Genomic DNA, 12,359 nt, shown 5'->3' on the forward strand with positions numbered 1-12,359 from the left:
CTTCTTAGTGACCCCTGCAGGCGACTGCAATGGACTTGCAGTGCTTGTTGGCCTGTCAGCGGCTTCTCTTCAAACCCTGCGGTGACCAGACCGCAGGGCCGAATCTCGTACTTACTTCCTCTTGGGCGCCAGCACCATGATCATCTGGCGGCCTTCGAGCTTGGGCATGTTCTCGACGACGGCCACGTCGGCCAGCTCGTCGCGGATGCGTTCCAGCAGCCGCATGCCGATGTCCTGGTGGGTGATCTCGCGGCCGCGGTAGCGCAGCGTGACCTTGCCCTTGTCGCCGTCCTCGGCGATGAAGCGCCGCAGGTTGCGCATCTTGATCGCGTAGTCGCCTTCGTCCGTACCGGGACGGAACTTGACTTCCTTGATCTCGATGACCTTCTGCTTGCTCTTGGCTTCGGCGGCCTTCTTCTGTTCCTGGTACTTGAACTTGCCGTAGTCCATCAAGCGGCACACCGGGGGGTCGGCGGTGGCGGCGATCTCTACCAGATCGACGTCCAGCTCGCCCGACATCCGCAAAGCCTCCTGGATGCTCACGATGCCCAGCGGCTCGTTGTTCACCCCGTTCAGGCGCACTTCGGGCGCCATGATTTCGCGGTTCAGCCGGTGCTTGCGCTCCGCATTGGGAGTGCGACGGTCAAGGAAAGTAGCGATGGTTCAGACCTTCAAACGAGCCCAAGGCAAGCAACGGCTCGACAGTGATGACGGTGCGTTCACGGGGGAACTCAGACCTTGCCGGTGATGTCCGCCACGAGCTTCTGGACGAAGTTGTCGAGGGGCATCACGCCGAGATCCTGGTTGCCACGTGCACGCACGGCAACGGCCCCGCTTGCCTTCTCCTTGTCGCCAACGACAAGGATGAACGGAACCTTCTGCATGGAATGCTCGCGGATTTTATAGGTGATCTTCTCGTTGCGCAAATCGACCAAGGTTCTAACCCCTTGTTTTTGCAGCGTTTTCGCAATATCGGAGGCGTATTCGGCCTGGCCGTCGGTGATGTTTGTGACAACAACCTGCACCGGCGCGAGCCAGGCGGGCATCGCGCCGGCGTGCTGCTCGATCAGGATGCCGATGAAACGCTCGAGGCTGCCGACGATGGCGCGGTGCAGCATGACCGGCGTCTTGCGCTCGCCCGACTCGGCCACGTACTCGGCGCCCAGGCGCTCGGCCATCGAGAAATCGACCTGCATCGTGCCGCACTGCCACTGGCGGCCCAGCGCGTCCTTCAGCGTGTACTCGATCTTGGGGCCGTAGAAGGCGCCGTCGCCCGGGGCGATGCGGAAGTCGACGCCAGAGCGGCGCAGGCTTTCCATCAGCGCGTACTCGGCCTTGTCCCAGATCTCGTCGGAACCGATGCGGGCGTCTGGCCGCGTGGCCACCTTGTAGATGATGTCGGTGAAGCCGAAGTCGGCATACACCTTCTGCAGCAGCGCCGTGTAGGCCACGCATTCGTCGAGGATCATGTCCTCGGTGCAGAAGATGTGGCCGTCGTCCTGCGTGAAGCCGCGCACCCGCATGATGCCGTGCAGCCCGCCCGTGGGCTCGTTGCGGTGGCACTGGCCGAACTCGCCGTAGCGCAACGGCAGGTCGCGGTAGCTCTTGATGCCCTGCTTGAAGATCAGGATGTGGCCGGGACAGTTCATCGGCTTCAGCGCGTAGTCGCGCTTCTCCGATTCCGTGACGAACATGTTGTCGCGGTACTTGTCCCAATGACCCGTTTTCTCCCACAGCGTCTTGTCCAGGATCTGCGGGCCCTTGACCTCCTGGTAGCCGTTGTCGCGGTAGACGGCGCGCATGTACTGCTCCACCTGCTGCCAGATGGTCCAGCCCTTGGGGTGCCAGAACACCGTGCCGGGCGAATGCTCGTCCAGGTGGAACAGGTCGAGTTCGCGGCCGAGCTTGCGGTGGTCGCGCTTCTCGGCTTCCTCGATGCGCTTGATGTAGTCGTCGAGCTGCTTCTTGTCGGCCCAGGCGGTGCCGTAGATGCGCTGCAGCTGCTCGTTCTTCGCGTCGCCGCGCCAATACGCGCCCGACAGCCGCGTGAGCTTGAAGTTCTTCAGGAAGCGCGTGTTCGGCACGTGCGGGCCGCGGCACATGTCCACGTATTCCTCGTGGTAGTACAGGCCCATCGCCGTCTCGTCGGGCATGTCGTCGATGAGACGGAGCTTGTAGTCCTCGCCGCGCGACTTGAACACCTCGATCACTTCGGCGCGCGGCGTCATGCGCTTGATGACGTCGTAGTCCTTGGCGATGAGCTCGCGCATGCGCGCCTCGATGGCGGCCATGTCCTCCGGCGTGAAGGGGCGCTCGTACGAGATGTCGTAGTAGAAGCCCTCCTCGATCACCGGGCCGATCACCATCTTGGCCGTGGGATACAGCTGCTTGACCGCATGGCCGACCAGGTGGGCCGTGGAGTGGCGGATGATCTCGACGCCCTCCTCGTCCTTCGGCGTGATGATCTGCAGCTTGGCGTCGTGGTCGATGCGGTCGCTGGCGTCCACCAGCTTGCCGTCCACCTTGCCGGCGACGGTGACCTTGGCCAGGCCCGGGCCGATGGACTGGGCGACTTCGGCCACGGAGACCGGACCCGGGAACTCGCGTTTCGAGCCGTCGGGCAGTTGGATGGCGATCATGGAAAGAATGCTCCGGAAATGAAAAAAGCGCGGGACAAGCCGCGCTCGATTCGTTCAGTGTGCGTGCACCCGGGTGCAGGCAGAAAGGGACGTGACAGCGCGGCGGCTAGCCTGTGGGGGCCATGCTCCTAGTTCGCGGTGTCATAACCGTCATGCCTTTCTCGCTCTTGTGGGGGCTTGAATGAGGGCCGGATTCTAGATCAGGCCAGCGCCGTGCGCTGGACCAGCCACCAGGCCGCCACGCCGATGGCCGCCGCGGAGCCGCCACGCAGCACCGCGGGCACATACAGCGCCGCCCGGCGCAGCAGGTACAGCAGCGGCACCACCGCGGCCACGATGGCCAGCTGGCCCAGCTCAAGCCCGAGGTTGAAGCGCAGCAGCGCCCAGCCGAACTCGGCCGCCGGCAGGTCCAGCTCGCCCAGGACGCCAGCGAAGCCGAAGCCATGCACCAGGCCGAAGACGAAGGTGACCAGCCCGCGCCGGCGGCCGAACAGCGGCCTCAGGTTGTCGATGGCGGCGATGGCGATGGTCACGGCGATGGCCGGCTCCACGAACCAGCCGGGCAGGCTCACCAGCCCGAGCGCGGCCAGCGCCAGCGTGATGGAGTGGGCCAGGGTGAACAGCGTGACCACGCCCACCACCGGCAGCGCCGCCTCGCGCCAGTGCGCCACCGGCGCCCAGCCCGGCGCCTGGCCTGGCGTGCGACGCAGCACGGCCGGCAGGATCAGGCACAGCAGAAACAGCAGGTGGTCGTACCCGGTGACGATGTGGTGCACGCCCTCGGCCAGGAAGGAGGCCGGCGCGGCCTGGTGCGGCGCCGCGGTGGGGTCCAGCAGGCGCGGCGTGGTACGGCCATCGGCCGCCACCAGCTTGGCGATGCCGCGGTGGGTGGGATCGACCTCGGCCAGCAGCGTGTAGCTCATGGGCGCCTCGGCCGCCACGCTGCAGGGCGCGGTGAACTGCAGCACCGCATAGGCGCCGTCGGCCCGGCGTTCCAGCAGGGGGCCGGCGACAGGCTGCCAATCGCAGCCCGCCACCTGCAGCCGCGGCAGCACATGGGCGGTGATGGCCGGCCAGGCCTGGCGCACCTCGCCCCAGGTGAGCCGGCGGTCGCCGTCGGCGTCCAGCGCGGGCAAGGCGGCATCCAGGTCACGCAGGGCAATGTCCCAGCGCAGCTCGGTACCGCCCTGCGGCGACGCCTGGAACACGAGGTAGGCATCGCTGGATTGGTGAGCCAGTGCGCTGCCGGCCAGCGCCAGCCACAGCAGCAGGAGGCCGGGCAGCGCGCGCAGGCGCTCAAGGCTGCGCATGCAGCAGGGCTTGCAGGCGTTGGTCATGGAGTCCCATCGCTTGGGTGGTCTGGCGGGCCTGCTGCAGGGCCGCGGCATCCTGCGCGGCGGTGGCCACGCGGGCCAGCAGCAGCAGGTCGAAAGGCTCGCGCTGGGTGGCAAGGTTGGCCTGCGCATGGCGCACGGCGGCGGGCAGGTCGCGCTGCACCCACCAGGCGTACAGGGCCAGCTCGCGCAGGTGGCCGTCCTGGCCGCCGGGGCGCTGCGCGGCCTGCTCGTAGCGCTGGCGCAGCTCGGCTGCGTCGGCAGGACCGCCGCCGGCCGCCACGCGGCGCAGCAGCACCGGATTGCTGCGCGGCTGGCCGTCCAGCAGTCGGAGCGCCTCCTGCGGGCGGGCCGCGTCGATCAGCAGGTCGGCCAGGGCCAGTGCCGCATAACGGTCCTGCGGATCGGCCTGCAGCGCGGCCCGCAGCGCCTGCTCGGCGGGTTGCGGCCGGCCGGCGCGCTGTTCCAGCTCGCCCAGCGTGGTGAGCAGCCAGCCGCGGGTGCCGGCGTCCCGGGTCTGCGGCAGCAGGCCCAGCAGCTGTTGGCGGGCCGCGGTGGCGTCGCCCCGCAGGGCCTGGTTTTCGGCCAGGCAGGCCTGCGCATGCAGCCGGGCGACGGCCTGCTGCTGCAAGGCGGTGCAGGCGGCGTCGGAGTCCGCATAACGGCCGCGCAGCCGGTGCAGCGTGGCCAGGGTGAGCCAGGCCTGAGGCTGCCGGGCGTCCCGCGCCAGCAGGGCCTGCAGCCGCGCCTGGGCGCTGTCGAAGCGGTGGATCGACTGCTCGGCGGAGGCCAGCGCCAGCACCACCGGCGCCGGTGCCTGGGCATCGGCCGCCCAGGGCTGCAGCAGGGCCAGCGCCCGCCCGGCGAAGCGCGGGTCGCCTTCCGCATGGGCCTGGGCCATGAAGGCGCCCGCTTCATGCACCGCCAGCGTCGGGTCGGCGGCCAACGCCGGCCCGGCCGGCGCCCGGCGTGCCGGCAGCGACTCGACCAGCTCGGCGTCGCTGGCCGGCCGCCACGGCGCGGCCGCTGCCGTGCCGGCCGCGGCCAGCAGCAGCGCCGGCAGCGCGGCGCGGACGGCGATGAAGCGCAGCCGCCTCATCGCTCAGCCCAGCGGCTCGGGCTCGGTGCCTTCGGGCGTGGGCGGCGTCACCGCCTCGATGCCCACCGGCTCCCGGTCCTCGGGCTGCAGTGCCACCAGCGAGCGCAGGTAGGCGACGAAGCCGGCGCTGTCGGCGCTGGCGCTGGCGGGCACGCCGTCCAGCGGACCGCCGGCATTGCCGGGACCGCCATCGTCACCGTCGCCGTCGGAGCCGCCGAAGCAGCCCGCCAGCACCAGCGTGCAGGCGGCCAGCACGGCCACGGTGCAAAGCTTTGCATTGCGGGTCATGGTGCGGCTCCTTTCAGCGGCTGCCGGGCAGCGGCGTGTCGGCATAGGGGAAGCTGGGCAGCAGCGTCACGCGGGCCTGGTCGACGGCGTCGTGCAGCCTGAGCGACGTGGCGCCCAGCGGCACGTTGGCCGGCTTGCAGTCGGCGCCCAGCTTCAGCGCATTGGCATCGCCATTGAGCATGCACAGACCACCCATCACCGCCACCAGCGAGATGTCCACCACGTCGTCGCGCAGGCGGCGGCCGTTGGGATAGCCCGCCGCATCGCCGCCGGCCAGGCCGAGCCGGTTCTGCTGCGCCTCGGGCGTGGGCGGGGTGCTGGTGTTCAGCCGCAGCATCTCCGAAGGCACCACGCCGGCCGGCTGGTTGACGCCGGCGATGCCGGTGAGGAAGGTGGTGACCAGGTCGGTGCGCGGCAGGTTCTTCGGCGCGGCACCGGCGGCCGGCAGCACCACTTCCAGCAGCGCGGGCAGCGTCGGATGGGTCACGTAGTCGGCGAACTGCGCATCGTCCTTCGGCTTGCTGGCGTTGAAGCGGTCCTTGTCGGGCAGGCCGATCACCACCTCATTGACCAGCGGCATGCCCAGGCGCGACACCTGCGTCCAGGCGCCACCGGACTTGGCGGCGGTGCCGTGGCCCTTGGCCGGCGCCGGGTCGAGCAGGCTGCCCTGACGCAGGCTGGCGGTGGTCCAGCCGCCGATGACCGGCTCCGCGCCGGCGGTCAGGCAGCTGCGGTGCACCTCCAGGGCCAGCGAAGTGACGTTCTTGTTGGCCAGGTCGTCGCGGCCGGCATTGATGTTGGCGGGGTCGGTGATGACGCCCACCGGCGCATTCACCAGGTCGAAGATCGTGCCCAGGTTCACCGCGAACGGGTCCTTGCGCTGGCCGACGAACACCCGCGCCGGCTGCGCGCAGCCCGGCACGGTGACGGTGTAGATGTGCTTGCCGGCATAGGCCGCGTAGTCGGCGATCGTCTTGGCGCCGATGTTGTCCACCGGCTTGTCGAAGCGCGTGGCGCCGCCGCTGGCCTGGGTGACGGCCGCCCGGGTGCCGCCGCGGCGGTCGCCGCGCACCACCTCGAGCGTGAAGCTCTCGTTGAGGTTGAGCGTGGCCGCGCGCGGATCGCTCACCGTGCCCGACTGGATCAGCGGGATCGGCACGTTCTTGCCGCCGATGGGCAGCGCCGTGCCCTTGAGCGTGTTCTGGAAGCGGAAGGCGAAGGTGATGTCCTCCTTCGCATCGCCGTTGTTGTCGATGTGGATCTCGTACAGCGCGTTCGGGTCCATCGAGAAGTAGTTGGGCCCGCCGTACGGATCCTGCAGCGGCAGGTAGTCGGCGATCAGCGTCACGTAGCCGGTGCGGTTGGGCTCGTAGCTGGAGAACATGTAGAAGTCGGTCGCATCCACCTTCGGCGTGCCGGTGATGGACGGCGCCTCCCGGTGGCTGGACGCCTGCGCGGCGGTGGCGAGCAGCAGGCCGCTGGCAAGCGCGGCGACGAGGGGGAGCAGGCGGACCTGCGGGGCGGTGTGGGGTGTCATGGTCATCCTCGGCATCTCCTAGACAGCCGGGCCGGCAAGGGCCCGGTGGCGGGACGGCGAGGGGCTGTGCCGCTGCCGTCTGCTGGGCTGTACGCAGGCTTGCCGACATCGGATTCACGTTTCGGACACCGCGGCGAAACAGGCGCCGCCCGCGGCCGGCTACACCAGCGGCCGCGCCTCGATGCTGGGTCGAGCGGCCAGCGCCGCGAAATCGTCCGCCAGCCGCTGCGACTCGGCCAGCGCCCGCCGCCACAGCCGCACCCGCGCGGGCACGTCGTGCGCCAGGCGCTGGAAGTCGGTGCGGTCGGGCAGCTTGCCGCCCGGCAGCGACTGCGCCACCCAGTGCGGGTCGGGCGCCAGCACCACCACGTTGTCCAGCCGGTGGCTGGCCCGATGGCGGCTGCGCCAGGCCTTGTCCAGCCAGCCGGGCACCAGGCTGGACTGGAAGTGCGGGTAGAGCACCAGGCCCTCGGCCATCGCGGCGTAGTCCAGGTGCAGGTGGTAGTCGGTGATGCCGCCGTCCCAGTAGGCGCCGGGCGGGGCGCCGGGGATGTCGCGCACCGCCTGCAGCCAGAAGGGGATGGAGCAGCTGGCCAGCACGCTGGGACGCAGATTGACGGGCGACAGCGCCACGGCATGGGTGCGGAAGTCGGTCAGCGGCACCGGCAGCGCATCGCGCGCATCCTGGAACACCACGCGCTCCAGCCAGCCACCCATCGCGCTGCGGCTGACGGCATTGCTGGCGAAGGCGCCCAGGTAGCCGAGCGGCGTGCGCCAGCGGCCTTCGCGGCGCAGCAGCGGATGGTGGCCGCGGCTGGTGAACACATGCAGGCGGTAGCGCGGGTGCTGCAGCACCTCGGCTTCACGTCCTGCGAAATGCTCCGCCAGCTTGGCGCCGAACACCTCGCTGACGTGCGCGGGCAGCGGCGGCTTGCCGGGCCGGTGCTCGTAGGTCTGGGTGATGTAGTCCTCCGCCAGGCGCGCCAGCGCGGCGTCCGAGTCCGCGAGGCAGGCCGATGCCATGCGCCAGGCGCCGATGGACGCGCCCAGCAGGTGCACCGGCTGCGCGCCGCCGCCGGGCAACCAATGTCCGAAGAGGTAACGGTCGAGCGGGTTCAGCGCCAGGCCCTTGGGGCCGCCGGCAGCCGCTGGCATCACCCGCACGTCGGCCGGCTGCAGGCCGTGTTCCTGCAGGTGTTGGCGGGCCCGCGGGCCCGCCCAGATCTGAAGCGCAGTCATTCCGTATGGCGGCCGGGCGGCCAACCGGTTGTACGCAAGGATTGTTGCACCGCGACATTGTTGGATACGCTATCGACCACCACGCACTCGCACTTCGGTCCACAGTGGCGTCACTCATGCAGCCGCAGCCTCTTTCCCCTCGCACGGTGACGTGCGCCGCCCCTTGCGGGAGCGGTGCAGGTGCACCCGTCGAACGGGGCGGCGCGGTCTGCGGCAGGCTGGCTGGCCTGCGCCGTGCGACCGGAGTGTCGCGCGGCAACAACATCAGCGTGCGCGAAGTTGGCAAGCAGGCACAGCGGCCCACCGGCCCTGCGGCGCGTTGTCATCCATGAACGCGCCCGCAACATTCAAGACAAGCTGCAACCGTTGTCCGTCCGCATCCGCCGACGGAACGTTGTGCCTCCCACGCATTCTGAAGGTGCGCTCCTACAGCGGGGACCTGGGCTAACCCCCAGACTCGCTGCGCACCCCGCTCAACACTGAACCACCACATCACCACCATGGCAGATTCCGATACACAGCACCGCGCGGCTTCCGCGCCCCCGCTGCGCCGCGGCTCGATGCCGCCGCGCCCCTGGTTTGGCGTGCTCCGTGGACTGGCGCTGGCGCTGATGCCCGGGGTGCCCAGATTCCCGAAGGACCGCAGCAGCCCCTGGCGCGCTGCGGCCGACCGCCGCCGCACCATCTTCCTGTGGACGGTGCTGCTGGTCAGCGGCGTGGCCACCTGGCTGCTGCCCGCCACCGACGGCGACATGACCGCGGTGGAGATCGTGCAGACGGGCCTGTTCGCGCTGCTGTTCGGCTGGCTGTCGGCCGGCTTCATCACCGCGATGATGGGGTTCAAGGTGGCGCTGTTCGGCGACAAGCATGCGCTGACGCTGCCCGACGAGCGCATGCCGCTGGACCCCACGGCCCGCACCGCGTTGATCATGCCGATCTGCAACGAGGACATCGACACGGTGTTCACCGGCCTGCGCAAGACCTGCGAATCGCTGGCGGCCACCGGCGCGCTGAAGCTGTTCGACGTCTACGTGCTGAGCGACAGCTCCGACCCCGCCATCCAGGCCGCCGAGGTGGAAGCCTGGAAGCAACTGCGCCGCACCCTGGGCGACGACGGCGAGCCGCTGGCCGGCGAAGGCCGCATCTTCTACCGCTGGCGCAAGCGCCGCACCAAGCGCAAGGCCGGCAACGTGGCCGACTTCTGCCGCCGCTGGGGCAACAACTACCGCTACATGGTGGTGCTGGACGCCGACTCCACCATGACCGGCGAGACGCTGGTGCAGATGGTGCGCATGATGGAAGCGCACCCGAAGACCGGCATCCTGCAGACGCTGCCGCGCACCCAGGGCCACAGCACGCTGCACGCCCGCACCCAGCAGTTCGCCTCGGCCGTCACCGGCCGGCTCTTCGCGCTGGGCCTGGCCTACTGGCAGCTGGGTGAATCGCACTACTGGGGCCACAACGCGATCCTGCGCATCGAGCCCTTCATGAAGCATTGCGCATTGGCGCCGCTGGAAGGCCGTGGCGGCCTGTCGGGCGAGATCCTGTCGCACGACTTCGTGGAAGCCGCGCTGATGCGCCGTGCCGGCTACGAGGTGTGGCTGGCACCCAACCTGGAAGGCAGCTTCGAGCAGCAGCCGACCAACCTGCTGGACGAGCTGGGCCGCGACCGCCGCTGGTGCCAGGGCAACCTGCAGAACTTCCGCCTGATCGCCGAACCGGGCTGGCAGCCGGTGCACCGTGCCATGTTCTTCACCGGTGCGCTGTCGTACATCACCGCGCCGGTGTGGCTGGCCTTCGTGGCGGCCGGGGTGTGGCGTGCCGCCACCCAGCCCGAGGTGGATGCGAGCATGCCCGGCCTGCTGGCCGCCGCCGGTGGCGAGGCCGCCGCGCTGTGGGCGCTGACGCTGACCCTGCTGCTGCTGCCTCGCCTGCTGGGCGTGGTGGGCGTGCTGCTGCGCAAGGAGCAGGCCCTGTTCGGCGGCACGGCGCAGCTGCTGCGCAGTTCGGTGGTGGAGCTGTTCCTGTCCGCCCTGCAGGCGCCGGTGCGCATGCTGGCGCACACCATGTTCGTGATCGGTGGCCTGACCGGCCTGAAGCTGCAGTGGAAGTCGCCCCCGCGTGACGCCGAGAGCCTGGGCTGGAAGGACGCCTTCACCCGCCTGGCGCCGATGCTGCTGCCGGCGCTGGCCCTGTTCGGCGCCGCGATGCTGGTGGATGCCAACGTGAGCTGGATGCTGGTGCCGCTGCTGCTGGCCACGCCGCTGGTGGTGTACGGCAGCCGTGAACAGGAAGCCGCCGACGGCCGCCTGCCGCGCACGCTGCTGACCCCGGTGGAACATGCGGTGCAGGTTCGCCTGGGCCTGATGGCGCCGGCCAGCGCCGGCCGTGCCAGCCGCCGCCCGGCCCTGCCCTCGCCCGCGGCCACGGCAGGCGTGACGCTGGCCCCGGCCCGTGCGATCGGCCGCTGGCCGACCAAGGTGGCGCTGGCCTTCGTGCCGGCAGTGATGGCCACGGCCGTGCTGGCGCCGCAACCGCTGGCCACCAGCCCGGAACCGCCGCGTGTGGTGGCCGAGATGGACACCCGCTATGCCGAGCGCGTGCCCGCCAAGCGCCCGGTGCGCACTGCCGCCGTGCGGGTGGATGTGCGCAGCAAGATGACCAGCCCCGCGGCCGTGCTGCCGCCGGCGGTGGTCACCGACGAATCGGTGGCCGACAGCTGATCGGCCCTCCAGCCGCGGCTGGAACGAAGACGGCGCCCCGCGGGGCGCCGTCTTTCTTGGAGCCGTGCCGGTCAGCGGGCCGCGATCACGCCGCAGGCCAGGCGGGCGCCGGCATTGCCGGTGGGCTGCGAACGGTAGTCGTCGGCATTGGCATGCACGATGACCGCCTTGCCCAGGATGTCGGCGGCGCCGCTGCCGATGCCCAGGCCGGGCAGGTGCACCCGCAGTTCGGCCTCGCCGGCCGCATCGGCCTTCAGGTTGGGCATGTCGCCGGCATGGTGGGCGCCGCCGCTGCCACGCGCGCCATGCGGATGGCCCTCCGGGTTGAAGTGACCGCCGGCGCTCATCGCGTCGCTGGCGCTGCAGTCGCCCTTCTCATGCACATGGAAGCCGTGCTCGGCGCCGGGCTTCAGGCCGCTGACACGGGCCACCGCCATGACATGCTCGCCTTCGCGGAAGAACTGCACCGTGCCGGTGGTGGTGCTGCCCTGCGTGGGCGCCAGTTGGGCCACGGCCACCGGGCTGCCCTGGGTGCCGGCCATGCCATGGTGGCCATGCATGCCACCGCCGGCGCAGCCGGCCAGCAGGGCCGCGGCGGCGCTGGCGGCCAGGGCGTGGAAGGCGGTGGATCGAGACATCGGGGTCATCGGCTTCTCCTGTGTGTTGGATGAAGCAGCCGGCAAAGGCCGGGCCTGCGCCGGGGACCGCCGGCTGTCGTCAGGCCGGCGCCATCGCCGTATGGCCCGGGCGGGCCAGGGCCTCGCCCTTGGGCGTGTCCTTCAGGTAGAGCTTCCAGAGAAAGCCCAGGGTGTTGTCGCCATAGGAAATGGCCTTGCGCGGCAGGGCCAGCGGATCGAACTGGGCGGTGGCGGCGCCGCGCTGGCAGGTCACGCCGCTGCTGTAGCCGGCCTCGGCCGCGGCCTTCAGCGTGTCCACCGTGTGGGAGCCGTAGGGGTAGCACACATGCGGCACCTCGCGGCCCAGCTCCTGCTGCAGCCGCTGGCGGCTGTCCAGCATCTCGGCCCGCTGCACCTCCACCGGCTGCTCGGCCAGGCGGATGTGGCGGAAGGCATGGCTGCCCACCTCGATGCCCAGGCCGGCGATCTCGCGCAGGCGGGCGTAGCTCATCAACGGCGGCGTGCCGCGGCCGTGGCCGGCCAGCCAGCTGGCGCCACCGCCCGCCTCGCCTGCCACCGCGTACGACACGGCCGGATAGCCGAAGTCCTGCAGCACCGGCACCGCATGCTCGTAGAAGTTCTCGCAGCCGTCGTCGAAGGTGAGCACCGCGGCCCGCTCGGGCATGGGCGCGCGGCCCTGCAGCGCGGCCAGTGCGTCGGTCATCGACAGCACCTTCACGCCCGCCCACTTCAGCGCCCTCATCTGCGCGCGGAACTTGTCGACGTCACAGTAGCCGGCGCGGTGCGCCTTCATCGGCGGGAACTTGCCGACCTGGTGGTACATGAAGATCGAAATGCCGGGCATCGGGCTGCTTCCTCGGGT

10 protein-coding genes are annotated in these 12,359 nt (G+C 70.4%); 1 reads left to right on the forward strand and 9 read right to left on the reverse strand.

Annotated elements, in window-relative coordinates:
- Positions 1–111: 111 nt before the first annotated feature.
- The 7 genes from infC to VO99_RS07975 form a co-directional block, all read right to left on the reverse strand.
- The gene (gene infC, locus VO99_RS07945) at positions 112–660 is read right to left on the reverse strand and encodes a translation initiation factor IF-3 (RefSeq protein ID WP_083440438.1); all 549 of its coding nucleotides are present in this window, start codon (positions 658–660) and stop codon (positions 112–114) included.
- Positions 661–731: 71 nt separating this feature from the next.
- Positions 732–2,639, reverse strand: a complete 1,908-nt coding sequence (thrS, locus tag VO99_RS07950) for a threonine--tRNA ligase (RefSeq protein WP_046112291.1) — start codon at positions 2,637–2,639, stop codon at positions 732–734.
- 200 nt (positions 2,640–2,839) lie between these two features.
- Positions 2,840–3,949, reverse strand: coding sequence for a HupE/UreJ family protein (locus tag VO99_RS07955; protein ID WP_046112412.1), 1,110 nt, complete (start codon positions 3,947–3,949; stop codon positions 2,840–2,842).
- The gene (locus VO99_RS07960; protein ID WP_046112292.1) at positions 3,936–5,072 is read right to left on the reverse strand and encodes a tetratricopeptide repeat protein; all 1,137 of its coding nucleotides are present in this window, start codon (positions 5,070–5,072) and stop codon (positions 3,936–3,938) included. The genes VO99_RS07955 and VO99_RS07960 overlap by 14 nt, the downstream gene beginning before the upstream one ends.
- 3 nt (positions 5,073–5,075) lie before the next feature.
- Complete coding sequence (locus VO99_RS07965) at positions 5,076–5,360, reverse strand: hypothetical protein (protein WP_046112293.1); 285 nt, start codon at positions 5,358–5,360, stop codon at positions 5,076–5,078.
- Between the two features lie 13 nt (positions 5,361–5,373).
- Positions 5,374–6,897, reverse strand: a complete 1,524-nt coding sequence (locus tag VO99_RS07970) for a DUF4331 domain-containing protein (RefSeq protein WP_052736198.1) — start codon at positions 6,895–6,897, stop codon at positions 5,374–5,376.
- A gap of 159 nt (positions 6,898–7,056) precedes the next feature.
- Positions 7,057–8,136, reverse strand: coding sequence for a patatin-like phospholipase family protein (locus VO99_RS07975; protein WP_046112295.1), 1,080 nt, complete (start codon positions 8,134–8,136; stop codon positions 7,057–7,059).
- A 500-nt stretch (positions 8,137–8,636) separates the two neighbouring features.
- Here VO99_RS07975 and mdoH point away from each other — a divergent pair, with 500 nt between their 5' ends.
- Positions 8,637–10,859 carry a glucans biosynthesis glucosyltransferase MdoH gene (gene mdoH / locus VO99_RS07980; protein ID WP_083440439.1) on the forward strand — a complete coding sequence of 741 codons (2,223 nt, stop codon included), beginning with the start codon at positions 8,637–8,639 and terminating at the stop codon, positions 10,857–10,859.
- Positions 10,860–10,930: 71 nt separating this feature from the next.
- Here the strand turns inward: mdoH and VO99_RS07985 are convergent, their stop codons facing one another.
- The gene (locus tag VO99_RS07985) at positions 10,931–11,506 is read right to left on the reverse strand and encodes a superoxide dismutase family protein (protein ID WP_232315300.1); all 576 of its coding nucleotides are present in this window, start codon (positions 11,504–11,506) and stop codon (positions 10,931–10,933) included.
- 70 nt (positions 11,507–11,576) lie between these two features.
- On the reverse strand, positions 11,577–12,341 hold the full coding sequence (locus VO99_RS07990; protein WP_046112296.1) for a polysaccharide deacetylase family protein: 765 nt from the start codon (positions 12,339–12,341) through the stop codon (positions 11,577–11,579).
- Positions 12,342–12,359: the final 18 nt, after the last annotated feature.

The sequence above is a fragment of the Aquincola tertiaricarbonis genome (assembly GCF_000969605.1).
Taxonomy (GTDB): Bacteria; Pseudomonadota; Gammaproteobacteria; order Burkholderiales; family Burkholderiaceae_C; genus Aquincola; species Aquincola tertiaricarbonis.